Source organism: Bacillus sp. JCM 19034 (assembly GCF_001310635.1).
GTDB lineage: Bacteria > Bacillota > Bacilli > Bacillales > Bacillaceae_D > Halalkalibacter.
Window position 1 is genome coordinate 85,029 of sequence record NZ_BAXR01000008.1, and the last position, 23,323, is coordinate 108,351.

Below are 23,323 nucleotides of genomic sequence, written 5' to 3' on the forward strand. Positions count from 1 at the left end.
TTCAGCTCACGCTCCTTTTACTTTAAATACATCTTTTCACAATCTTAATCTTTTTCACTTTTTGTTATTACAGGTATGAAGAAACTTAATCTTTGTTACTAAGGGTTACTCAACATCTCACTTCTTATTCTTCTCTTGTGCCTAGTATGATGAGTGCGACATAGACAATAATGGCAATCAAATCTATAAGGGTATCCGAAAGCCCCGCTCTGTCAAACAACACCGTTATACCTAGAATAACCATTAGTCTGACCAACAGGATCGTCACAATCATCCATGCGGTAAACCGTGTTTTTGATCCTTCAGTATAGAATGACATGAAAATGAAAACAAAGCCGAATACTAGATTTTCCGCCGTGATGATGTGCCATACATAAGTGAATATTGTCAGGGTATCTACGGCTACCCCCTCGATGTGGAGCTTCGGCAGCACAACAGATTGCCCGTTCCATGCGTGTGTGACTGCAAACAGTATCGCAAGGATACCTGCAGTCAAATAATAATAATTCTTAATTTTGATGTTCTCCACAACCTTCCTTAGGAATTTCCACATCCCCTTTTTGGATATCCTTGTAAATTTCTCGGACAATCTTTGTCAGAGTTTGATCCCTTTCATTATTAAAATCCCTTAGCGTTGCTGCTGCGACGTCTAGTAACCGACTGGCCTTTTTCAGATGAGCAACCTTTCTGCGAATTTCTGCGTTCTTAGCATCGAGGAACTCGGCAACCTCTTTGTAGTATGCGGGGTCACTATTATCCATTTTGTGAAAAATAAGTTTATCCTTGATTTCGTCAAGAGAAAAATCCGCATACTGCATGATTTGAATATTCATCAAGTCGATGAGGTCTTCCTTAGAATACCTACGGTACCTATTCTCTTCCCGGGAGGGCGAGACAATCCCTATCCGATCATAATACCGAAGCGTATCCTTCGAAATTCCTAGTATTCTCGAAACCTCTTGTATAGAATATAGTTTTTCCATAACTTTAAAATACCATTGGAGTTGACTCCAAGGTCAATGTGTTTTTCGTATTTTGTTCAAATAAGATTTTTGATAAGAATTCGTACCCAATATAACTATAATTCGCAGTTGTTTCGGTATCATCCTCTTCAAATGTAAACAGATTATTATCCCTATTAAACTGTTCTAAATTGTCCTTACTCTTGATGATGAATTTCTCATCAAGAGTAAGGATTAATGTTGCCCGTTCCGAGAGCTTCTTATAGTTAAATATTTCATTACTCCAACTAGAAGAAATTTTCTTAGCATCTAAAAACTCCATACAGCTCCTCCCACTCCTCAATATATACTTTTATATTCTGATAATGAATATTAGAATCACCTAATATTTAGAATTACTTAATTTAGCAAAACTACTTCTATAGCGAAAGAAGCGACTATTCCTATTAGGCAATCTCATCCTTTAGTTCAATACCTTTATCAATTCAATTTCATCTCTGATAGGGATTCCCTCATTACCAATTAAGGGGATCTCTGGTTTTATCTTTCTTGCTTTCTCAACTGCATTATTTATAATTTTTGACAAGATAAAACCCCGTTTTTGATAAAACTTTAATGCTAATAAATTATCGTTTGTTGTTATAAGTTTAACGAGTTTACATTTCCTCCTAATAGCGAGGTTTTCTACTGCTTGAACTAGGTTTGTACCTATTCCTATACCTTCTTCAATACTATCTAATGAAATTATTTCGCATTCGTTATCTTTAATTATGTAAGTAATTAAGCCAATAATTTCACCATCGTTATTTATACTAGTAAAACCATCTAATGTACTGCAATTATAGACACCACTTGAAATAACCATTTCTGGACTACCCCAATGCAACTTAAAAAATTCTATTATTTTATTTTTCTCTAACTCCTCAATAGCGTAGATTTTCAAGTTAAGATACCTCACTTTTAATATTACTTGTTACACTCTTCTACACCTTTACTTCAACAAGGGAAAAAGGCAATAACCTTTATTCAGCTAACGCTCCCGTTAACTTATAACTCCATATAATGACTTGAATTTGGATAGAGGTCTCCCTTTAAAAATCCTAAAGAAGTATAAAATTTATCTGCCTGTTCAGTATCTGTATGAAGCACCAAAATTTTATAATATCCTTTTGCTTCATCGATCATCTTTTTTGCCAAAAGACTCCCTACACCGTTTCTTCTATACTCCTTACTAACATAAAATCTTCTCAACCTACCAATAGAATTTTCATTTGAATATGGGTCTTTATTTAATCCACCAATAGCAACAAGGACATCTTCTTCGTTAAACACGCCAAATAAGCCTTCTCCAATATTATTAAAAGTATTACTACCATTTTCATAATCATTTATTAATCTTTCTACAAAACGAAAACCATCTTGTTTACTTTGTATTACTAAACGATCCAAATCAAAATCTAACAGATTATATATTTTCTTTACCTCAAGTTCCCCCATATATAGCCCCCTGAAAGTTACGTAATTTTGATTAAGCCATACTGCCATAATTGTTAAAGAAGCGACAGCTCTTTTGCTATCGCCCCCGTTTGTTTACGTGTAATTCTTCACAGTGTTCACTTATATTCTTTAGCTTTAAAAATACTAATACCAGATACGACACATAGCAAGAACAGTAATAATAACCTTAACCAATCCATTGTTAGCCAAAAGCCTCCACCATTAACAACATCAGGGCTTAAACCATACTCATCAACAAAAATACCTAAATTCCAAAATAATTTAAGCGAGATAAGTAATGACAGAAGACTTAATAAAAATACTGCAATTAATAATTTCCTTTTCCCCATTGAATAATCTCCTTTTTGAACACCTATTCTTTACTGAAAATAGAAAATACTTTTTCGAAGTATTGTCACTGTTACTTTAATAGCTTTTAAAGATCAACATTTTCAAAATGTTCGACCGTTGGGAATGGGTCATAGAAATGATGTAGTTGCTTTTTCCATTCTTGATACTCTTTCGATTGTCTAAATCCAACTGTATGGTCCTCTAATGTTTCCCACTTCACCAACAATAAGTATTTCCCCTTAACTTCCATACATCGTTGTAATTCGTGAGATATGTAGCCTCTCATTGAAGATATAATTTTTGAAGCTTCTCTAAATGCTACCTCATATTCCTCTTCCATTTCTTGCTTAACTTGTAACATAACAGCTTCTAAAATCATTCTATCTCCCCTGTTTAAATGTTTTTATCATTTATAGCTTCTATAACAATCATGCTCCGTTACTTCAAGAGTGAAAAGTGATAACTCTCACATTATATTTGACAGTAGTGATTTATAATATCAATAAGTCGTTCTGATTTCTCCGATGAGACACTTTCAGATAATCTTGCTCCAGCAATGATTGGAGCCCATTGAAATACTTCAGACCTTAAAAGTCCACTCTTTTCACAATAAAGACGCAAGTACATATCTGCTAATTCAGATGAAAGTTGCGAGTATAGGAGATAGGTTCGATATACATCGGCACGAATATCGCCTGCACTCGAATCAACCCAATCTATAACTACCACTTGGTTATCTGTCTTTATCAAATTAAATAAATGAAAGTCACCATGGCATAGCCTATTCTCATATGTAAACGAATCCAATTTCTTTAACAAATAATTCTTTTTCGTTTTATCTAACTCATTCACACTCTCAATTTGGCGGAATAATTTATCAAACATTGGTTCGATTACACCTGGAATAACACTATGAATTTCAAGTTGGATATTCACTGAAATATCCAAGTAATATTCTGCTTGTTCTTTATCTTTGAACATTAGATCTCCTAATGTTTCTCCCTTAACATATTCCATTATGATTGCTTGTACTCCGTTTATCTTGGTTACATCTAATACCTTAGGTACGGGAAGTCCACATGAATAGGCATATTGTTGTTTATTTGCTTCGTTCACAGATTCCGTCTCCGGCAAATAGTCGTTAAAAACTTTTACAATTTTGTTATCAGAAAGATAAATTTTCGCAGTATTTCCTCTCGCTATTGGGTTACCCAAAATCATTGGATTATCTCCCTACGTTTTTAATTATCTGGCTCCAATAGTCTAATAAAACAAAAGGGAGCAACCACACATTAGTTTTTCTCTTCCACTTTAAATTATATATATACTTTACACCTAAATAGATTTATACACATAAGCAAAAAGATGGATATATGACCAACTATTAGTGCAATTTGAACGTTTAACAACTATACTAGAAGATACAAGATAAGCGGTGGTGATTTAATGGAAATAACAGAATTAAAAAATACAGTAACAAAGATTAAAAGAGTGACAAAGTGGAAAATCCATGGTTTTATGATCCCTATTTGGTTTGTGTTCAGCTTATGGATGTTTCCTGAGTTCCCATTAAGCACGGTAGATCTCTATATTGATTTTCTATTTACCCGTCTTTTTCCAATTATCGGGACCTACGTTGTCTTCTTTCTCACGTTATATAACATTCCTTTTGATCCGTCAAAAAAATAGATGCTCTCATTGAAGCATATTTAAAAGAAAAAAAGGATAGCTATATTCCTCAAGAAAAATCATTCATATTTATATGGATTCTGTAGCTGCTTATTATGTTCCAAACTCAAAAGAAAATAACATTAACGTTTCTTTCTATAATGAGGATGGTGAATATGACGATTTTGAGGAAGTTAAAATCAAGAAAATAATCGGGGATAAAATTGCTATAAGGTACAAGCATGTGCCAGAAGAAATATACAAGTTACATTCAAATGCCTGGGACCTCAGGCAAATTGGTACACTTGAAATCAACGAAAATAATTATCAATATTTATTGAAAAACGGAGAAATCAGACTTCAAGATGAAACGAATGACACCATTCACAGCGTTGAAGATACTAACATTAACATTTCTTTATTTTGGAAAATATACATGGTCCTTTTATTGATACTGTTTGGCACTTTTTTTTACCAAGCTACTTTTATGGAGGAACACACGGAACTTTCTTTTCGTTTAATGTTCTGGCTCCTAATCTTTGCTGGTCCACTTTTGGTCATCGGTATTCATCAACTCTTAGTAAAAAAGGTGCTTAAGCGATTTATGAATCACTGGTTTCCAGCGATTTTGATACATGCAACGATTATCACTTTATTAGGCTCCTATTTATATATTGAATACAAAAAACTTATTACAGATTACCAATTATTAAGTAATGGAGAAGCAATTACAATTGAAGGAATCGTAACCGATATTCCATTAAAAGACACATTAGATGGTGAACAAGAACAAGTAAAAAATAGGATCGTTATCGAAGGTATTGAATACTCTTTTACAAAAGCACCAATAATGGAGATAGGAAAGAGCTATCGAATTACATACCTACCAAATACATTAGAAATTATCGAATTTCAGATTTTAAAAGAATAATGAGAGAATTATGTTCAAGTGAAGGAATCACAGTTGCATAATATGCTGTGATTCCTTCACTTTTGTTTGTATAATTTAGATATCACCAGTGAATTTTCTAGAATAAAAGTGAACTCGTGACTCCTTTTTTTATTTTCTTGGTATTCACTGGAGTGCATTTGGACAATTTACGGCTTAAATATCATCAACATAATGATAACCAAAACAAATACTTTCCCGATTCGTTCATAGGAATTAACATTTTTCACTAATCTTTTATATTCCTCTGAAATCATTACATCATTGTTAATATTAACCTTATTTACTAGAGCTTTAGTTTTTGGCTTCACTACTGTACTATAATACATGCCAGTAAATAGAAAAAGCACGAGTGACAGGTTATACCAGAGCATTTGGAACAATGTCGGATTCATTATACCCATTAATAAGCCCGTTACGAACTGTAATCCAAAACCAACATCTATCATTTTGCTAATTTTTCTACTAAAAAGCTGTGCATATTTTATTTCCTTTAAGCTACTTGCGTTTTTATACACTATATTCGTAGTAAATAAAGGTCCTATTGCGATTATTGCTGTTAAAATGTGAACAGCTAATAAAATGTTATAAAGCAAAGACATTCTTCCAATCCTCCCAAACTCACAAGTTATGTTAATTACTATTGCTTTAAAGTAGTTCTTCCGCTATCCATCCTTCTACTAATAATTCTACTTCCTTATATGCTTCTGTTAAAATCTCTTCTTTGCTAAGAGATGCATTTCCTTGAGCTCGTATGATTTGATATGTGTCAATTCCTAATAAGCGAAACATTGCATATAAGTATTTATGGGAGAACTCCAAGTCTGTATTCCAATCAAGATTACTGTAGATCCCATCACTTGCTTGAATGACTAGAACACTCCGATTACCAGTAAGCAACCCCTCAATACTACCATCCCCCGATACTTAAACGTTTCTCGCGGAATAATAATATTATCCATATAATCTTTTAGCTTTGATGGAATATTCCAGTTATAAAGTGGCATCACGATGACATATCTTTTTGCCGATTTGAATTGCGATAAGATTTCCCCCATTCGATTTAATATGTTTTGTTCGTCAATACCTAACTCCAATCCTTTCTCGTATTTTTGCCATGCGTGAAGGAAAGCCTGATTAATTGCTGGTACGTCATCTTGATATACATCAATTTGTTCGACCTCATCAAAAAACGAGAGCTTCTGTAGCAACTTAGGAAATGCTGATAAACTTTTAAACTCAGGGAGTCTTCACTCTTTACTTTAGGGTGTGCATTAATAACTAGTGTTTTACTCATCTTCTCATTCTCCTTTTAAGTTGTTTGTACATACAACATTTTCGTTAAAATAGCTCACCGATACTGAAAAACACATCACCTCCTTCATTGCTTAGCTTAGGTTTATTAAGTTGTATGTACAAACAAGTCATGTATTAAAATCAAGCATTTTACTTGATTTTTTCTAATTTTTTACTTATCTTACTTAGGTGTAAAGTCAATTCATCCCCTTCTTTTTCTCCTATTATCTCGTTATACTTATCCCGTAGACTATCCCATGATTCGTAAATCAATTCTTCTAGTTCTCTTCCCTTATCCTTAGAATAAATCCTTGTTAACCTTCCATCCAATTTTTTCTCAATTAGTCCTTTGTTCACAAGCTTTTCTATAAGTCGTGTAACAGTAGAAGGCTGTAAATGTAAGGTTTCCCCTAATTCCTTCTGAGTGATCCCTTCTTTATCAAAGACAGCCATCATTAAAAAGGCATAGGTTGGTGAGAGACCCGTTTTAGAAAACTCGTCTTCAGCCATTCTCGTAACAACTCTCGTTAGTCGGCTAGCCGTAAAATACAGGCATTCTTCTAAATAACTATTCAGCATCTATATACCTCGTTTCAAATTTTTAACTGTTTGTTTGTACATACAACTATATATTTTATTTTAAAACACGTCAATACATGATATGTAAAGATTTTGTATTTCTTAGCCAAAACTTTTATGTGCGACCACATTCACAATATGAGCCTAAATTTTTTCACAATAAAAAAGACAGAATTTTAATCATCCTGTCCTATCTCTGCCTATAATAATACATCATTATTTACGTGTATAATGTTGATACCGATGGTCGGGGCCTATCTTCGTCTTTTGATATCCCTATTCTCATACGAAATAATTCATTTATTTCCATTGTCCATAACTCCCCTTTAAAGATCAGACAACTAGCAAGTCGTAATTAGTGAAATGTCGCAATCTTATCTAATACAAAACGATGATGCACATAACCCTTTGTATCCGGATGGCCACATGGAACCATAGCTGCAAATCTAACATGATCACCTAGATTTAAAATTTTCTTTACTTTGTGTTCATCAAAGCCAAGCATAGGGTTACTGGCGTATCCAAGTCCTTGTATCGCGATTAAAAGAAACCCCAGTGCAATATTTGCCTGTGTTAATCCCCATTGCGCTCTTTCCTCTACACTCATATTTTCAAAAAGGTCATTTAAAAATTTTAGTTCTTCCTTTCTCCGTTCTCCATTTAATCCCGGATGAATGGTTTCAGATAAGTGGTCCATACGATCTTCCATATCACTAGTTATTAGAAAGACAACTGGTGCTGAAGTTACTTGCTTTTGTCCATAGGCTGCCTTCTGAAGTTGATCTTTTAACTTCAGATCTTTTATCACATGGATGTGCCATGGTTGAATATTCCAAGCACTTGGAGTTAAGCGAACAAGTTCAAGAATTTGTTCAATTTCCTCTGTAGAAATAGACTTTTGCAGGAATCTTCTGATGCTGCGACGAGATTTAATTGCTTCTGTTACAGAATACGTATTATTATTAAATATTTTCATAGGTAAAAATCCCCCTCTAAATGTTAAATATTCAATTATTGTTGAGAATTGCTCTTTACATCTAAAAGCTGTGTTGTTTCTAATTGCATCTCTCTCTTTCCTACTTTTTCTCCAAAATAATTCACTCCAACTACCCCTATTATGATAAGAACAGTTCCAATAACATGGAAATAATAGAAGGTTCATCTAATATTATTACGCCAGCTAAAATCGTAATTACTGTTGTCAAGTTACCAAATACACTGATTTGGAATGCTGGTAAAATGGATAAGGAATAAGTGGAAAGATAAGATGTTACCAGCGTTGATAAAATCCCTAAATAAATGATGGCTAGAACATATGTTAATTCTCCAAAAGGTGCTAAATATTCACGTATACTTCCGTTTATTATATGGCTAGTAAGAGATAAACCATTGAATATGAGAAATCCTATAAATGTAAGAATGTAGATGATTGTTATTAATGAATAATCTTTTGTTTTGCTTCTCGCAACCACTTGATAAAATGACTGTGAAATCGTGGACAGTAAAATAAATAATAGTCCTATAAACATCATCCCATTGCCATCTATACCGTTCATTGACATCATATAAATGACACCTATTACAGAAACACTGATTGCTACCTTCTGAATAGCTGACGACTTTTCTTTTAAAATGGCACTTGAAAGTACTAATGTAAAGATTGGTACTGTAGCTTGAATTATTCCTGCTCCCGAGGAAGATGTATATACTAAACCAAAGACTTGAAAACCAAAGAAAAGTACTGGATAGAAAGTAGCAAGCAACGATATGCTTGATACATCCTTACTGGATAATTTCATGGACTTTTTCTTAAAAGACAAGACAACCACGATTGCAAGAAATGCAATTGTAAAACGATGTGCTAACGCATCTAGTGGTGATGCATACTGTAATGCTACCTTGACAAAAAGAAACGACAGTCCAATAATAATGGCAAATAATGTCGCTGCAATATATGCTCTTCTTATGTTTAACAAATTACCTCCCCCCCATTTCGCTTTATACGGCCGGTATTGTTAGAATAAAAGATATATGAGAGGTAAACGAGGTAAATAAAACCAATCTGTACCGATACAGATTGCATCTCAGGAGGGATTTGCATGTTAAGGTATGAATCTATATATAATGAATTACTTGGTCAAATTCAATCCGGCAAAATCCCAGCTGGTGCAAAAATGCCATCAATTAGACATTTAAAAGACTATTATTCTTGTAGTACTAGCACCGTCCAAACTGCTCTAAAGACTCTAGAGAATCAACACCTTATTTATTCCATACCTAAAAGTGGTTATTATGTAATTGAGCATGAAAAAGTACATACACCAGAAAGTGATGAGTTAGTTGACTTTGCCACTGCATCACCAACTTGGCACTACTTCCCATACAAAGATTTTCAACATTGCATTAACAAAGCCATTGATACCTATCAAGAGGATATGTTTCAATATGGTACGTCCAATGGTCTACCCTCTTTAGTAGTAGAGGCAAGAAAACTTCTAGAAACTTATCAAATCTTCACAAAAATAGAGAATATATTTGTGACTTCTGGTGTTCAACGGGCTTTGTCAATACTGAGTATGATGCCTTTTCCAAATAATAGAATGGATATACTTGTGGAACAACCAAGTTACCACTTATACTTAGAATATTTACAGACACACCACATTAATGCTGTTGGAATTAAAAGAACTATGGAAGGTATTGATTTAGAAGAACTAGAAAACATTTTTCAAAAAGGGAACATCAAATTTTTTTATTGTATGCCAAGATTCCATAATCCTTTAGGTACTTCATACAGTAAAAAGGAACGAGAAGAAATTCTAAAGTTGGCAGAACAATATGATGTGTATATAGTGGAAGATGATTATTTATCGGACTATGAACATAATCCTAAAAACGATCCATTGTTTTCATTAGATGTAAATGAACGAGTTCTTTATTTGAAGAGTTTTTCTAAGATTATGTTCCCCGGATTACGTATAGGCTTACGGTGTTGCCTAGCCAAATTAAAGATACTTTTAAAAAATATAAAAGAGTTAATGATATTGACAGCTCTATGATATCTCAAGCTGCTTTGGAGCTTTATTTGAAGAGTGGAATGTATATGCGATATCGCTCCCAAGTAAAAACGGCGTATACAGATCGTGCGAGATTCTTCAAAAGTCTTTAAAAAAGTTCTTACATAATTATAAAACACCTTCAGAAATGGCCATGCATACACACATTAAACTACCAAAGGAAGTGGACATCGATTCATTAATTAATCATTTAAATAAGCAGCATAATATAATACTAGATAGTAGCCACCGAAACTATTTAAGTGGTTTTTACAATGAAAAGATTTTGAAGATTAATGTATCAAATGTCGAAAATCATAAAATTGAGAATGGTATAAAAAAGATTTCAGATGAGTTAGAAAGTCATAGGCATAATTACTTTTAATACAAATTTCTTAGGCGAATCCTTAGGATTCGCCTTTAGTTGTTTTCTTTACCAACTAGCAGGATGATCAATTTTGCACTGCATAGTCTCTACATTTGAAAAACCAAATTTCCTGTAAAGGTCGGTAAGTATTTGTGTTTTAGTAGAAACTGGGTCTTCTAAATAAATCTCCAGTAAAACTGATGAATATTGGATAAACTCTTCCAAAAAAAGTTACAGTATCAAATGTCCATACGAAGCCCCTTCTTTCGTAATTCCCTCCAAATAAAGCGGTCTAACTCATAAGGAGCTTGCTTTTGTAAAGTAATTAGCTCCTTATCAGATAGCAAGACATGATAGTATTCAAGATTGCACTTAACGACTAGTTCATAGTTATTCATTTTCATTACATATACTTCACAGGATTCGTCCCATTCTCTCAGTTGCCGTTCAATAACATCTGCGACATGCATTAAAAATTCCTCATGCGTCTTATTTTTTGTCATATACTTTCTAGCAAATCCGTTCATATTCATGATATCAACACTCCTCTATGAATAATTTTTGAAAAGAGTTCTGATGCAGACCCCTCATTTATTATTGAGCTTTACTACCGCTGCTAACGACTGGTTGCTTTCTATTAATTTTCCGAATGGTGTTTTTTAATTCGTTGCCTCTTTTTAAAACTCCTTTTAAGAGTGTGGCTGTCTGGTAGCAAGCTGCGACATCAAGCGTCTCTTCATCAGTATGTTCATTCCAATAACCGGCTGATAGGTTTACGCTTTGAATTCCATGACCAGCCCAAATTCTCGTATCACTGCTTCCACCCATTGTTGTCGCCCAACCACTTAGTCCCTCATCAACTGCCACCTTTTTAAAGAAAGTACCATAGTCTTGATGACAAAACGGAAGAAAGCTTCCACAAGACGTGACAATGTCACCATTGCCGCGGCGGTCTACAACAATTGCTCCATCAGTTCCCCAAAGGAAATAATCGTCTACCTTGCTCGCACCAACTAAACCACATTCCTCTTCGACTGTGAAAATCACCTTCACTTTTCCGTTAAAAGATGAATGATAAAGGTGCTCCACCAAGTGAAGGATAACTGCAACCCCCGCACGATCATCGGCTCCCAAAATTCCTTTACTGCTCGACCAGACCGTTCCATTCTTGATAATGTTTCTTCCTTCTTCTAGTTCATACACCGTGTCAAGGTGAGCATTCAGCAGAATCGTTGGACCGAGACCATTTCGATACGTTTTTTCTGCTAGCACATTTCCGGCTTGGTCGACGGTAAGATGGTCCATACAGGGAGAGAGTTTATCCATAACATATTTTCTTATTCTCCCTTCATTTCCACTTGCTCCAGGTATCATTAGCAATTGTTCAAGTTGGCGATAAAAAAGTTGTTCTTTGATAGATTCAACACCTTCTCCTAGCCAGCTTCCCTCTATTTGGCTCCACTTTTCAGCTAAGTCTAGTAGTTCATATTCGCTACAACGTAATTGTAATAGGTAATGATTGCGACGTTCGATGACGTGAATACGCTTCATGTCAACTGCAAGCAAGAGTTCTTTGAGCATTTCGATGTCACAGTCTTTTGTAAGCATCACATGTGCCGCTCTTCTGCCATGCCCTTCACAGGAACCCATCGTATAAAAACCAAGGCGATTTAACTGTCGCACTAATCCACTAATATATAAGTCGAGCTCACGTACCTTTGGTGATTCTTGACCGGGACGAAACCATAACCCTTCTCCTTTTCCCCGACTTGGAAATTGAAGAGCTTCAATCCATCTTGCTTCACTTTCTATTTCCTCTAGAAGAATTAGCTTATCATCTTTGATGGTAAAAGGGATGTGTGCCTTCTCCAGACACTCCCATAAAAATTGCAGGTTTAATTCAGTTTCATTTTTACAATTAAATATGTTTCTTTCCTCTTCCGACAACAACCAGCCATGCCGATTTAATAATTGATTCCACGTTTTCATAGTATCATCTCCCTTTCATTTCCTAAATTCATTATTGCAAATATCATGTGACAGCCTTGTCACACTACCTGTCTTTTGTTTATAAAATTGCTCACTCCCAACAACACCACCTCGTTATCTGATACCTAAAGTTTACAGAATCGGGTGTGACACCCCTGTCACAACAAAAAAAAAGCCCCTGGATTAATCCAGAAGCAGGTCAGTACTAACATCCCTATTATGTTTAAACATGCGAAACTCATATAAAGAATTCCAGCGGTAACCACCTTCAATCGTTTGAATTACATCTTGTAGCGGATACAATGGTTCCAACCGATCTCTTAACCTTGATATACTGCGTCTTAACGTAGCATAAGGATCTCTCGATTGTCGATACCTTCTCTGTATAATTACTTCACTTCTAACGCCTTCAGGATGGCGCATTAAAAACTCAAGTAAAGGCACTTGTGTCGCTGGAATGGATATTTCCCGCCCATCAAAGGACAACGTCACATCATTCATACTTCGTTGATTTAAAATGAAGTAGTCTTTATTTTTAAATGGATCAGAAAGTTCTTCGTATTCTCGTTCACTTATTTCACTGTATTCCGTTCCATTAACAATCATCTGATACGACTTTTCTTCTTGTTGCTCGGCTACTTTCAGCTCTTTTAATAATTGATGCATTTCCCCAAATAACATCAAGTCTTCAGTGGAAAATCGTTCAACCTTTTTAAGGAACTCTTTTGAGATAATTTGAGTCGCTTTTAATATGTAATAATGAGCTTTGACCTGTTGTTCCTTCTCAAGTCGATTACGGCTCTGTCTAGGATAACAACGGAGAGACCGCTGAAAAGAGTCGATTGATTTGGCCCATTCTTCCTGATAAAAGTACAAAAACCCTAATCGGTAATAAGCTCTTGCATTTTCGGGATCAAGTTTCACAACTTCATTAAAACTCTTAATCGCTTCCTTATAAGAACGCTTTCGAAGCTTTAAGTCTTCTCCCTGCATAAGTAATAAATACGACAAGGTTTCTCGATAACGGATTTCTCTCCTGTTGATCCTTAAAAGATTTGTGAAGATTTTCTTTCCTTCCATTATCCAACTGAGGTTCGTTTCATCCTCTCTTTCCCACCAATCATCTTCCTTTTCTAGCAGCTCTTCTTCTGAAAGATCTGACTTTCTGATCATTTGTTCGCTCCCATCTTTAAATTATTTTAGTTACTTTTGTTGTTGCAGCTTTTTATCTATAATTCTACATTTCACTCACAGGAATGAATAGATTTACTATATATTCACTAAGAGAATGCAGTTTTAGGAATACATTAAGTTGGAAAGATCAAGTGCAATTGTTCACAACCTTAACCAACTTTAATCCCAAAAGCAATCCATCTTGCGTCTATATCTTCAACCACGAATTCTTTATTATTGTAATCTGTATCATGTAAGAAACGGACTATCTTAACATCAGAACTGACCAATTCTTCTTGAAGTTCTTCTTGATCTTTTGTAATAAAGTAAGCATCATACCCATAACCATACAAGTCTCTATTTGGAATTACCTTTTGTCCATTAGTTTTTATTAGAATTATCTCTGTTGTATCACGATACAAACAAATATGGGGGTCATTCGCATTCAAATAGTGAACAGCCCTAAATCCCATTTTCTGTTCATAAAAATTTGCAGTTTTTATTATATCCTGTGTTGGAAATATACAGTGTGACTCTATTAAAAGGTTCCTCATTTTCTATCTCCTTAAATATTGTTTTTTTACAATACCTTTGATTCTTTTATTGCACAACCCTGATCGTTGGTTAAAAAGCGTTCCTACTGCTTTGGCGGAAACGCTAATCTTCCTATTAAAATTCAACTTGTTTTATAAAGTGCTCATAGTGCTTCATAAAATTGATATGTATAATAGCTACTTATAAATAGAACATAAGCACTCAATATTTCAAAAACAGTAATTAAGTTTTCACTTTAGATATGCTACGGGATACATTAGTAACCACATAATATCAAGACTAAATTTTCTAACATATATAAATTTAACCAATCTAAGTGTAAGCTGATTAGACTTAGTAGAATAACTAATAGAAATGGACATATACCAAGAATAATGAGCTTAGGGAAATTGACCCTCCAGCTTCCTTCTGTTTTAATTTCTTTAATTAAGTGCTTCCCAAGTATTATTCCAAATAATACTAACACAATAATTGGCGTTACAATTGATAGAACATGTAAATAAGGTGTTGTAGGGAAAAAGGAAGTGTTTCTCCATCCCAGTGATTGTTCCAGTATTACTTCTCTACATGTAAGATCCCTGGCACTATTTTGGTACTTATTGAACATTTCTAATCATATTCTTATAAAAGAAAACAATAAGAAGGGATGTACGTTAATTGAAAAAGGTTAAAGTTCGTTTAATGCCCATTGTAAGTAAGATAAATTTACCCACTGTTCTGAAAACAACTATACTCCCTGGTGACTCCCTTGAAAGATTATTTATTGCAACCCAGGTAGGAGAGATTTATTACATAGGAAACGGAGATATAAGGACTTTTTTAGATATTCGCCCACAAGTCATAAAACTAGGTGTTTCTGGTGGCGGATATGATGAACGGGGATTGCTAGGGCTAGCGTTTCATCCTGAATTTTATTATAACGGTCTGTTTTATCTTCATTATTCAGTAGCTGGAACTCAAGGTCCTGGTGCTCTTCTAAATTCAGAAGCTACAAGAGTTGACCGTGAAGCTTTTCCTGAATCTTTTAAGCCTAACCCGTGTGATCCGAGATCATTAAACCTAAAATGGATAAATAGAGAAATTCAATATGATCATATAGATACAGTTGAAGAATGGATTTTACAATCGAATGGTCAACCTCAAAAAAGGCGGACATTACTTAATTTAAGAAGACCATTTTTTAATCATAATGGTGTCAATAGCTTAAACTTTTCACCTGAAACAGGAAAACTTATTTTAACAACCGGAGATGGTGGATCAGGCTATGACCCGTTTAATTTAAGCCAGGATGATATGGAAATTGCCGGTAAAATAATTGAAATTGATGTAGTTAAGAATTCATTTATCAATAATCCACCAGCAGTTACACGTTTTAATGAACTTCCCGTACCTATCCAGGAAACACTTACAGTAATTGCTAAAGGAGTTCGCAATATACCAGGCATTTCATTTCAAAGGCTTAATAATCAATATATTAAATATACGGGAAATGTCGGTCAGGATTTGGTTGAGTCGATTTTTTCATTTGTTCATTATAAACCCATACCAGTGACACAACTAATACATGCTCCTTTAATGGACTCTATGCCTGACCAAGAAGGATTTATTAACTTTGGCTGGCGAGGGTGGGAAGGCTGCTTTCCTACTCCGATCATAAGAGACTGTGCGAATAATCCGTCTATGGATAAGAAGACAATTGCTTATTACAATGAATCAGTAGTACTTTCAGGGAGTCGTCTTCAGCCTTTAACTAGCTACTTTCATCAAGATCCCCGACCCGATAAGTTTGAAGGAACGGCACTTACAGGAATTCAACTATATAGGGAATCAAATCCCTGGTTTAACAGGAAGTGTTGTGTTTACTGATTTTGCCCGGAAAGATTCTCAACCTCAGGGTAGAGGTGCTTTAGCTTATACCAGAGTGAGACCAGATGGAAGACAAAATGATTTTAGTGTCATTCAAACCGATTATCATTTTGGGTCACAATCAGCCTTTTATGCTAGTTTGGGAACGAATCTGAGTCAATCCAGACTATATTTAGGGGTTTATGGCTCAATGAATGTGACTGATCTTAACCAAGGCACTGTTTTTGAAATCGTTCCATAAAGCTTAACGATAATATTCTACTTACACGAATACATCTTAACAACCAAGGGAGGAATTAGGCTCCCTTGGTTGTTCATTTTTCCAGATATTAAAGTTGAACACCTTGATTTCACCAAAATACTGCTTTTCTGTTACATAAGTTTCCATGATCATTCCTGTAGACCTTTATATAGACTCCTTTAACGATTTTGGGATCTATTTATCACCTGAATCCCCGAAAGTGCGATTTTAAAGGATGACTACATTATAATCATTTTTACCCTTCTAAAAATGATTAAAGCAATTTCAACCCATAGCCAGCTATAAAGGAAAACAAATAAAGAGATCCAAATAGTTGTAACAATTGAAATGGAATTAGAGACGGCTGGACCTAGAATGGGAAAGTGAAAAATAGATAATAGGCTCATTATTCCTACCATTAAAAGAATTGTCCCAGTAGCAATAATGCTCAATCTTTGCCTGAAAAAGGAAAAAGATACACCTATACTAAGTCCTAACAATCCTGTTGTAAAAGGAAATACAATTAGTTCAGTTGGCTGTAGGATTAATAACAACATAATCGTCATAAAATAGGACTTTACTCCATAAGAAATGGATATCATGGTACATAGCAGAATAGGTGCAGTGGCAATCGGACTTATTAAATAACCCATACCTGGTATAAATCCACCGGCAGACTGTAGAATGGCAGCAATACAAGCAAAAATAGACGCTAATATGAGCTTCATCGTTTTTTTATGTTTATTGAATATTAATTGAGTTAAACGAACCTCATCAGAAATAGGTTTAAAAAAATACACTTTTTCACCTCACTAAATGGTTTATATTCCGTACATTATATTTACCATTTATTAGAGGTGGAACTATTATGAATAATTCAAACATCAACATACCTAGAGATTCTGTTAAATCTCACCTCCTTTTACATAGCTGATTCGAAAGTGGCATATAGGAGGCATTTTCCTATTTTTAATGTGCGTTACTCTTGACTTACCTAGCTAAGTAAACTCCCTCTTAACCAGGTGCGTGAATGGTATGATCCGACGGGAACGTGGAAGAAAGGGGCTTTTCAAAAGGGTTCCCAACACGAGGCCCCAGTGCCAAGGCTAGAAAGGGGCAAGCAGTATCAATTATTCTTTAATTTAAGATCAAAAGTTAACCTTTTTTATTACTGATAGGATGAAAAGTAGTACCGTATTCTTAAAAATAAAAAACCCACAAACATTGATTTATCAACGTTTATGAGTTATCTGATTGTTTTAGAATTAACATTAACCTATGGAACCCTCCGTATAACAACGCAAAAAGACTTCTTAACCTCGAGCAGACATATCTAAATCTTCTAATCGTCTTTCCACATATTTCGTATCTTTTCTTGCATTGTAGCGATCTGCTTTTTCTACTATTACCGCTACGTTATAATCTATTGTACATTAGTAAATGTATTTCATTACTTAATGTAAACAAAAAAACCACTCCCCTAAAGAGTAGTCTCATAAAACAATAAATAACTCATATTTGTCCATTACATAAAAGGTTCCAAAAAAAATAATTACAGCTGGGATTACTATTACTTTTTGAATTTGTTTCCTTGGAATTCTAATTAGACGCATCAATTGATCAAGTAGAAGTGTAAGAATTAGTGATACAACAATTAAGATCGCTAAATTGAAAGCCAAATTATTAAAGACAGATGGATCAACCCCAGAAAGATCTAATCCCAATGCTTCCACCACCTTCCAATTTAAAGGTATCACAATTATTTAATTTCTTTCAATGCAATTATTAGATTTATAGCGAATTTTCACTATAATTCTATAAAGTCTCATACAGGGCTAATCTGAAGGTGTTTCTGTTTAACAATACTTTTCAAAAAAAGTAAATTATTATTATGTTGTAGCAGTATCGAGGTTAGAGTACCATTATATTGGTTTTGTGAAAATCAATCCGCTGTAAATATAGGAGTACTATCTTTTTTAAATTCCCCCTAGTGTTATTCTACATATTTCTTTGAATATCATTAACAATAAATTGAATCGAATCTGATAGCTCTTTAAATTCTTCACCAGAATCATATTGTAAATCAGCTAATCTATTAACTTTCTCCTCTAAAATTTCCATTTCTGACACGAAATCATGCTCTTCTTCAATGAAAGATAAAGAAAGATTATTCTTCATTTCAATAGCTAAATATAAACGCATACCAACTGTAAGCTCTTCAGCAGGAATTTCACTATCGTGATGTTCGTTCCATTCTCTAGCATAATAATCTATGAAATGTTTTAAATTATATGTTACAACTTGATTAGATTCACTCATCGCCAAGCGTTGAAAATATTCTTCATTTAACTGCTTGGTTTCTTCTATAATCCAATCTGGCGAATCATTTTCAATGGCTTGTTGTACTAATTTGTCTCTTTTTTCTTCCCAATCTTTTACCTGCGTATGATCTAATGCATCCCGACGCTCTTGAGCTTCTTTACTAATTGTAATTCCTTCCTCAATATCCTCCGTTAATTCCTCTTTTTCTTCTACTGTCGCCTCTTTGCTAACTTCGATATTATTAGGGTAAGATACTGCTCCTCTTGTTTCACAACCGCTGATAACGAGGCCTAAAACAAGAATAAAACCTAAAACAAGTAAATTAATTTTTGTCATTTCTGTTATCTCTCTCCCTATATATTAAATATTAGATACCCGATCTAATTCTTTTTTATTGATTCATATATACTTAATTTTTTCTGTGTTGGAATGTTATTACCATTTGGAAAGTAATTACAATAAAAAACTGTGTTACAATCTGCAATTACATCACCGCACTTACCATAATCCAATCTTTTGTTAATTACCTTTTCTACTTCTTTCTTAACTTTTGAATGGATTATACAAACTACTTTTGGATTATTTACTTTAATTCTATTTAATAATAAAATTACATCTTCCCTCCTAACCCTTACTTTACTACTATCCGTTTCAACCAGATTTGGTAAAAGATCAACCACTCCAAACTCTTTCCCCTTATAGTTATACATGCTGTCTTTACTGAATATTAGTTCGTCTGCTTTAGATTTATCAATATCACTATTTATCAAACCACTTAGGTACAGTTGTTTAAAAAATGACGATTGTTTACCAGAAAAATAGTGACCATTGTTATTCGAATTAACGGGAGGATTAAGAGCTACAAAAAGCAAATCAAGGTTTGGCCTTAAAAATTTCCCATCTAAATTAATTAATTGCATTTTTTGATTCTCCTTATCTCATTGTAATGTTTGGACTGCTGATTTAAATGCGTCAATGTTAGAAGCTTAGTGAAACTCGTTCAAAATTAACTTGTTTTTTCTAAAGAGGTGATATAAGTATTAAAGTATTGATATTAAAGGGTTTTGTGTGGGTGATGTGTAAAAATTGACCTTGAAAGGCATGAGCCAATCAAGGTATATAATCATCACTTTTTCCATTCCGCTTTTTCAAAAGTTATGAATGTGCAATATTGATTACTATTATTTGAAAACTCTTCTAAAATTACAGAATGAGCAAATGAATTGCACATTTTTAACACTTCTTTCCATTCAATATTCTCTACAAGTATGTCACTAGTGTCTATCCCGTTTGGGGGCATAACAGGAATAATTCTATTTTTTTTAATGTAGAAGAACTCTACTCCAATAATAGCAATACTTAATTCGGTACACTCTTTGATAAAATCAAATGCAATATTTTTATCAAAATATAATTCACCTGCTGATACATGAGCAATTTTCGAGTATTTTTCATAAAGACTTTCTTCTATTGTCATCTACTCACCCCTTAATCCCAAGGAGATACCCAATTTGGGTCATTTCTATTACTATCTTAGACTATATCTCCTGTTCTATCGATCCTTACCACATAACTTCCATCTTCTCTAATATAAGCAGTAGCGGGGGCATTTTCTTGTACCATCAGGTTTGTAGTCTATGGGTTAAATAATCCATAGGTGTATTTCGTATTTGATTAATTCCCTTTTCTCTCAAAATAAGCATGTAACCGATACTCACAAATATCTTTTGTTATCTTGTATAATACCGACATATCTTGCTGGTCAATATCAAAACCAAACCCAAACTGACCATCCTCATATATCAATAATCCTTTTGAGCTCTCACTCCATTTAGTTATCGGCATTCGAACAATTAAGCTTGCTACCTTATTCTGATCATATTCCCACAATGCTTTCGTTGTCTTATCTGAGAAGTCTATTTTCCTACGGTATTCTTTTTCCGTAAGATAGTGGTGAAAATAAGGGGCAGCTTCTTCTGCTGTCACCGGATTATGCCATTTATCCTCCCCTCTACTTAGCATATAAGATAGCAACACCATCTTATAGCTTTTGGCCATTCCTGTTTTTTCAACCTCTTCTAACCAATCCTTATAACTGTTATATACGGTTCGCTCATCTTCATTAAGTTCGTCTGCCCAATATAAGAAGCCATAATATGATTTAAATTCCTGCTTATACTGTCGTGCATCCACAGCGCCATGTAAGTGAATATCTAAATAAGATGGACATGTCCCATTTCTTCTTTTAATTCCTTGTAAGCCTTAAGTAGCTTTTCCTTTCTAGGCTGTCTTTTCAATGTTAGTTCATTTAACAGATTAATTACGTGCACATCCAGATTAACTTCACAATTGTCTGGGACAACTGGCATTATTTCTGGCTTCTTCTTACCTTTTTCTTCGGCTCCTTCTGTATTAAATAGACTAAGCTTTATATCAGCGTTACGATAATTTCCGATAAGGTCAATAATGGTGCAGTGATCTTTACCATCGTACAAACGGAGTCCTCGCCCCACCTGTTGGGTAAAGACTGTTAAAGACTCTGTTGGACGTACGAACAATAAGGTATCGACTGGTGGAATATCCACCCCTTCATTAAACAAGTCAACGGTAAAAATAACATCAATTTCTCCACGCTGAAGCTGCTGAATAGCTTCATTTCTGTTGATAGCACTTTGAGAATGTAGTGAGACCGTGTTGTAGGAATGCTGATTAAAGTATTCTTCCAAGAATTGTGCTTGTTTAATGGAAGAGCAAAATGCTATCGTACGGGTTTGCTTATGTTTGGTCCAAGCCTCTAGGATGTTTCGTGCAGTGTCACTTCGAAGTTGTGCTGATAGTAATTCGGTCTGATCGTATCGTGAACCTAACCACGTAATTTGTGAGTAATCGGTATCATCATAAACGGCATAATATTTAAATGGAGCTAACCAGCCATGTTGAATGGCTTCAATAAAGTGCATCTGGAAGGCAACGTTCCCATCACAGAGTGCATAAACATCTTTTCCATCCATTCGGTTAGGTGTAGCAGTGATTCCTAACAAAAACTTAGGCTGGAAATACTGTAAGACACGATTGTAAGATTTTGCTGCCGCATGATGAAACTCATCAACTACGATTAAATCAAAAGAATCTGGCCTGAAAACTTGCAGGTGCTCTTTCATACTTAACGTATAAATAGAAGCAAATACACCATCTACATCAGATTCTTTTACTTTGCCATTGTAGATCCCATATTTCCCCTCAGGCATAACCTGTTGAAATGATTTTTTAGCCTGATGCAAAATTTCTTCGCGGTGAGCAATAAATAATACTCGTTTAAATCTTTGGGCAAAAAAAGCTGCGAGATAAGTTTTGCCTAGCCCTGTGGCCATAACCACCATTGCTTTATCATACTCTTCTTCCATAGTTGCTTGTAAAGCAGTTAGTGCCTTCTGCTGCGGAGGTCGTGGCTCAATCTTTGTTTGATAGTTCGTTCCTGGTTCTACTACTATATCAGGGATAGGATCCGCTGTTTTAGTTGGAAGCATAAGTTCAACTTCTTCCTGCTTCGCCCAGACAGTTGCTAGATTCGGATTGTTCTTGTGATACTCCGTATATTTTTTGTGTATTTATTAATAGTTTCTTCATTGACTGGCACAGTTTGGTCATCATAGAAAATCTTAAGGAATCGATTTTCCGCATCCTCAAAAGTTTCTGGTTGAATGTCTTTGTCCATAATTAAGTTCCATTCAACACCATTAGTTAGTGCAGACCTAGAAAGGTTAGAAGACCCAACAATAAAGGTGCCTTCCTCTTCATGTCTAAATAAATACGCTTTTGGGTGAAAGGAGGTACCATTACTATGCCATAATCGGACTTCAACATGATCAAAGTCAGGAATCAATAATCGGCTTAGCGCCTCTGGCTGTGTAACATAAAGATAATCTCCAGTACATATTTTAATATCGGCCCCACGTTTTGCAGCGTCAATCAGGTATGGTTTCAATAACTCCACACCAGACTTCATTACAAAGGAAGTTAAAATATAGATAGAGGATGCGTTACTGATTCCCTCTAAGATCTGCTTTTTCACATTTTCTGTAACTAGTCGAATACTACTCATCATCAACCTCAATTAAAAAGATTTTATCATTAAATCCGCCTCGCTCTTTTGCCTTATGCTGACGAATTTCTTCCAACTCATCGACCGTTGCTTGATGTGTTTGGTAAGGGTATGGATCAGTTCCATTAGGTCGGCCAATTCTTCCAAACTATCTTTATCATTATCCGCTTCTAAGTATTCTTGCACTTCCTCCTGGAGTTTCTTTCTTAATTCCATTATGTATTCTTCGTCCTCCAAGATTCTTGTTGTGAACTGTTTACCAGACTTTTCTATTACCTGTGGAATTAAGTCTCGGACTAATTTGTTATATAATGGCATCTTGTTACTTCCTCTCTATATACTTATTGAAA

At 34.6% G+C, this 23,323-nt stretch carries 24 protein-coding genes and 5 pseudogenes; 4 read left to right on the top strand and 25 right to left on the bottom strand.

Annotation, left to right across the window (positions count from 1 at the left end; all coding sequences use genetic code 11):
* Positions 1–124: 124 nt before the first annotated feature.
* The 8 genes from JCM19034_RS13265 to JCM19034_RS13300 all read right to left on the bottom strand — a co-directional run bounded on the left by JCM19034_RS13265 (position 125) and on the right by JCM19034_RS13300 (position 4,031).
* Positions 125–529 (bottom strand): hypothetical protein, encoded by a 405-nt coding sequence (locus JCM19034_RS13265; protein WP_197276407.1) that lies wholly within the window; start codon positions 527–529, stop codon positions 125–127.
* A complete protein-coding gene (locus JCM19034_RS13270; RefSeq protein ID WP_062050427.1) occupies positions 510–983 on the bottom strand; it encodes a MerR family transcriptional regulator in 474 nt (157 codons plus the stop codon). Before JCM19034_RS13270 ends, JCM19034_RS13265 begins: the two co-directional genes overlap by 20 nt.
* A gap of 4 nt (positions 984–987) precedes the next feature.
* Positions 988–1,284: a hypothetical protein gene (locus JCM19034_RS13275; protein WP_062050435.1), complete on the bottom strand. Its 297-nt coding sequence runs from the start codon at positions 1,282–1,284 to the stop codon at positions 988–990.
* A 141-nt stretch (positions 1,285–1,425) separates the two neighbouring features.
* Positions 1,426–1,905, bottom strand: coding sequence for a GNAT family N-acetyltransferase (locus JCM19034_RS13280; protein ID WP_062050437.1), 480 nt, complete (start codon positions 1,903–1,905; stop codon positions 1,426–1,428).
* Positions 1,906–2,009: 104 nt separating this feature from the next.
* Entirely contained in the window at positions 2,010–2,459 is a 450-nt protein-coding gene (locus tag JCM19034_RS13285) for a GNAT family N-acetyltransferase (protein ID WP_062050439.1), read from the bottom strand.
* A gap of 116 nt (positions 2,460–2,575) precedes the next feature.
* Positions 2,576–2,809, bottom strand: coding sequence for a hypothetical protein (locus tag JCM19034_RS13290; protein WP_062050441.1), 234 nt, complete (start codon positions 2,807–2,809; stop codon positions 2,576–2,578).
* Between the two features lie 86 nt (positions 2,810–2,895).
* Complete coding sequence (locus tag JCM19034_RS13295) at positions 2,896–3,189, bottom strand: antibiotic biosynthesis monooxygenase (protein WP_062050442.1); 294 nt, start codon at positions 3,187–3,189, stop codon at positions 2,896–2,898.
* Positions 3,190–3,281: 92 nt separating this feature from the next.
* Positions 3,282–4,031: an aminoglycoside phosphotransferase family protein gene (locus tag JCM19034_RS13300; protein ID WP_062050444.1), complete on the bottom strand. Its 750-nt coding sequence runs from the start codon at positions 4,029–4,031 to the stop codon at positions 3,282–3,284.
* A 225-nt stretch (positions 4,032–4,256) separates the two neighbouring features.
* Here JCM19034_RS13300 and JCM19034_RS13305 point away from each other — a divergent pair, with 225 nt between their 5' ends.
* Positions 4,257–4,499 (top strand): hypothetical protein, encoded by a 243-nt coding sequence (locus tag JCM19034_RS13305; protein WP_062050446.1) that lies wholly within the window; start codon positions 4,257–4,259, stop codon positions 4,497–4,499.
* A 73-nt stretch (positions 4,500–4,572) separates the two neighbouring features.
* Complete coding sequence (locus JCM19034_RS13310) at positions 4,573–5,409, top strand: hypothetical protein (protein ID WP_062050448.1); 837 nt, start codon at positions 4,573–4,575, stop codon at positions 5,407–5,409.
* Positions 5,410–5,576: 167 nt separating this feature from the next.
* Here JCM19034_RS13310 and JCM19034_RS13315 read toward each other — a convergent pair whose 3' ends face one another.
* The 5 genes and pseudogenes from JCM19034_RS13315 to JCM19034_RS13335 all read right to left on the bottom strand — a co-directional run bounded on the left by JCM19034_RS13315 (position 5,577) and on the right by JCM19034_RS13335 (position 9,278).
* Positions 5,577–6,029 carry a DUF2269 family protein gene (locus tag JCM19034_RS13315; protein WP_062050450.1) on the bottom strand — a complete coding sequence of 151 codons (453 nt, stop codon included), beginning with the start codon at positions 6,027–6,029 and terminating at the stop codon, positions 5,577–5,579.
* Positions 6,030–6,075: 46 nt separating this feature from the next.
* Positions 6,076–6,724, bottom strand: a pseudogene (locus tag JCM19034_RS13320) (FMN-dependent NADH-azoreductase).
* A 149-nt stretch (positions 6,725–6,873) separates the two neighbouring features.
* Positions 6,874–7,302 (bottom strand): MarR family winged helix-turn-helix transcriptional regulator, encoded by a 429-nt coding sequence (locus JCM19034_RS13325; protein WP_062050453.1) that lies wholly within the window; start codon positions 7,300–7,302, stop codon positions 6,874–6,876.
* A 355-nt stretch (positions 7,303–7,657) separates the two neighbouring features.
* The gene (locus JCM19034_RS13330) at positions 7,658–8,278 is read right to left on the bottom strand and encodes a nitroreductase family protein (protein WP_062050454.1); all 621 of its coding nucleotides are present in this window, start codon (positions 8,276–8,278) and stop codon (positions 7,658–7,660) included.
* A gap of 139 nt (positions 8,279–8,417) precedes the next feature.
* On the bottom strand, positions 8,418–9,278 hold the full coding sequence (locus JCM19034_RS13335) for a DMT family transporter (RefSeq protein ID WP_370621985.1): 861 nt from the start codon (positions 9,276–9,278) through the stop codon (positions 8,418–8,420).
* 123 nt (positions 9,279–9,401) lie between these two features.
* On the opposite strand from JCM19034_RS13335, the pseudogene JCM19034_RS13340 reads away from it, so the two are divergent.
* Positions 9,402–10,743: pseudogene (locus tag JCM19034_RS13340) on the top strand (PLP-dependent aminotransferase family protein).
* Between the two features lie 221 nt (positions 10,744–10,964).
* Here JCM19034_RS13340 and JCM19034_RS13345 read toward each other — a convergent pair.
* The 4 genes from JCM19034_RS13345 to JCM19034_RS13360 form a co-directional block, all read right to left on the bottom strand.
* On the bottom strand, positions 10,965–11,258 hold the full coding sequence (locus tag JCM19034_RS13345) for a hypothetical protein (protein ID WP_062050456.1): 294 nt from the start codon (positions 11,256–11,258) through the stop codon (positions 10,965–10,967).
* 61 nt (positions 11,259–11,319) lie between these two features.
* A complete protein-coding gene (locus JCM19034_RS13350; protein WP_062050458.1) occupies positions 11,320–12,714 on the bottom strand; it encodes a M20/M25/M40 family metallo-hydrolase in 1,395 nt (464 codons plus the stop codon).
* Between the two features lie 183 nt (positions 12,715–12,897).
* On the bottom strand, positions 12,898–13,887 hold the full coding sequence (locus JCM19034_RS13355) for a tetratricopeptide repeat protein (RefSeq protein ID WP_062050459.1): 990 nt from the start codon (positions 13,885–13,887) through the stop codon (positions 12,898–12,900).
* Positions 13,888–14,057: 170 nt separating this feature from the next.
* Positions 14,058–14,441, bottom strand: a complete 384-nt coding sequence (locus tag JCM19034_RS13360) for a VOC family protein (RefSeq protein ID WP_062050461.1) — start codon at positions 14,439–14,441, stop codon at positions 14,058–14,060.
* 658 nt (positions 14,442–15,099) lie between these two features.
* On the opposite strand from JCM19034_RS13360, the pseudogene JCM19034_RS13365 reads away from it, so the two are divergent.
* Positions 15,100–16,549: pseudogene (locus JCM19034_RS13365) on the top strand (sorbosone dehydrogenase family protein).
* Positions 16,550–16,788: 239 nt separating this feature from the next.
* Here the strand turns inward: JCM19034_RS13365 and JCM19034_RS13370 are convergent.
* The 8 genes and pseudogenes from JCM19034_RS13370 to JCM19034_RS13400 all read right to left on the bottom strand — a co-directional run bounded on the left by JCM19034_RS13370 (position 16,789) and on the right by JCM19034_RS13400 (position 23,291).
* Entirely contained in the window at positions 16,789–17,349 is a 561-nt protein-coding gene (locus JCM19034_RS13370) for a hypothetical protein (protein ID WP_062050463.1), read from the bottom strand.
* Positions 17,350–18,042: 693 nt separating this feature from the next.
* A complete protein-coding gene (locus JCM19034_RS13375; protein WP_062050465.1) occupies positions 18,043–18,273 on the bottom strand; it encodes a hypothetical protein in 231 nt (76 codons plus the stop codon).
* 274 nt (positions 18,274–18,547) lie between these two features.
* A complete protein-coding gene (locus tag JCM19034_RS13380; RefSeq protein WP_062050467.1) occupies positions 18,548–19,207 on the bottom strand; it encodes a hypothetical protein in 660 nt (219 codons plus the stop codon).
* A gap of 44 nt (positions 19,208–19,251) precedes the next feature.
* Entirely contained in the window at positions 19,252–19,791 is a 540-nt protein-coding gene (locus tag JCM19034_RS13385; RefSeq protein ID WP_062050469.1) for a hypothetical protein, read from the bottom strand.
* A gap of 206 nt (positions 19,792–19,997) precedes the next feature.
* Positions 19,998–20,348 (bottom strand): hypothetical protein, encoded by a 351-nt coding sequence (locus tag JCM19034_RS13390; RefSeq protein ID WP_062050471.1) that lies wholly within the window; start codon positions 20,346–20,348, stop codon positions 19,998–20,000.
* A gap of 56 nt (positions 20,349–20,404) precedes the next feature.
* A complete protein-coding gene (locus JCM19034_RS25115) occupies positions 20,405–20,494 on the bottom strand; it encodes a colicin E5-related ribonuclease (protein WP_156323983.1) in 90 nt (29 codons plus the stop codon).
* A gap of 51 nt (positions 20,495–20,545) precedes the next feature.
* Positions 20,546–22,973: pseudogene (locus JCM19034_RS13395) on the bottom strand (DEAD/DEAH box helicase family protein).
* A pseudogene (locus JCM19034_RS13400) lies at positions 22,966–23,291 on the bottom strand (phosphoribosyl-ATP pyrophosphohydrolase). The pseudogenes JCM19034_RS13395 and JCM19034_RS13400 overlap by 8 nt, the downstream one beginning before the upstream one ends.
* Between the last annotated feature and the right edge of the window lie 32 nt (positions 23,292–23,323).

Coding starts and splice junctions, on each gene's coding strand:
- JCM19034_RS13270 (WP_062050427.1), bottom strand. CDS start 983: ATGGAAAAACTATATTCTATACAAGAGGTTTCGAGAATACTAGGAATT.
- JCM19034_RS13275 (WP_062050435.1), bottom strand. CDS start 1,284: ATGGAGTTTTTAGATGCTAAGAAAATTTCTTCTAGTTGGAGTAATGAA.
- JCM19034_RS13285 (WP_062050439.1), bottom strand. CDS start 2,459: ATGGGGGAACTTGAGGTAAAGAAAATATATAATCTGTTAGATTTTGAT.
- JCM19034_RS13290 (WP_062050441.1), bottom strand. CDS start 2,809: ATGGGGAAAAGGAAATTATTAATTGCAGTATTTTTATTAAGTCTTCTG.
- JCM19034_RS13295 (WP_062050442.1), bottom strand. CDS start 3,189: ATGATTTTAGAAGCTGTTATGTTACAAGTTAAGCAAGAAATGGAAGAG.
- JCM19034_RS13300 (WP_062050444.1), bottom strand. CDS start 4,031: ATGATTTTGGGTAACCCAATAGCGAGAGGAAATACTGCGAAAATTTAT.
- JCM19034_RS13305 (WP_062050446.1), top strand. CDS start 4,257: ATGGAAATAACAGAATTAAAAAATACAGTAACAAAGATTAAAAGAGTG.
- JCM19034_RS13310 (WP_062050448.1), top strand. CDS start 4,573: ATGGATTCTGTAGCTGCTTATTATGTTCCAAACTCAAAAGAAAATAAC.
- JCM19034_RS13315 (WP_062050450.1), bottom strand. CDS start 6,029: ATGTCTTTGCTTTATAACATTTTATTAGCTGTTCACATTTTAACAGCA.
- JCM19034_RS13325 (WP_062050453.1), bottom strand. CDS start 7,302: ATGCTGAATAGTTATTTAGAAGAATGCCTGTATTTTACGGCTAGCCGA.
- JCM19034_RS13330 (WP_062050454.1), bottom strand. CDS start 8,278: ATGAAAATATTTAATAATAATACGTATTCTGTAACAGAAGCAATTAAA.
- JCM19034_RS13345 (WP_062050456.1), bottom strand. CDS start 11,258: ATGAATATGAACGGATTTGCTAGAAAGTATATGACAAAAAATAAGACG.
- JCM19034_RS13350 (WP_062050458.1), bottom strand. CDS start 12,714: ATGAAAACGTGGAATCAATTATTAAATCGGCATGGCTGGTTGTTGTCG.
- JCM19034_RS13355 (WP_062050459.1), bottom strand. CDS start 13,887: ATGATCAGAAAGTCAGATCTTTCAGAAGAAGAGCTGCTAGAAAAGGAA.
- JCM19034_RS13360 (WP_062050461.1), bottom strand. CDS start 14,441: ATGAGGAACCTTTTAATAGAGTCACACTGTATATTTCCAACACAGGAT.
- JCM19034_RS13380 (WP_062050467.1), bottom strand. CDS start 19,207: ATGACAAAAATTAATTTACTTGTTTTAGGTTTTATTCTTGTTTTAGGC.
- JCM19034_RS13385 (WP_062050469.1), bottom strand. CDS start 19,791: ATGCAATTAATTAATTTAGATGGGAAATTTTTAAGGCCAAACCTTGAT.
- JCM19034_RS13390 (WP_062050471.1), bottom strand. CDS start 20,348: ATGACAATAGAAGAAAGTCTTTATGAAAAATACTCGAAAATTGCTCAT.
- JCM19034_RS25115 (WP_156323983.1), bottom strand. CDS start 20,494: ATGGTACAAGAAAATGCCCCCGCTACTGCTTATATTAGAGAAGATGGA.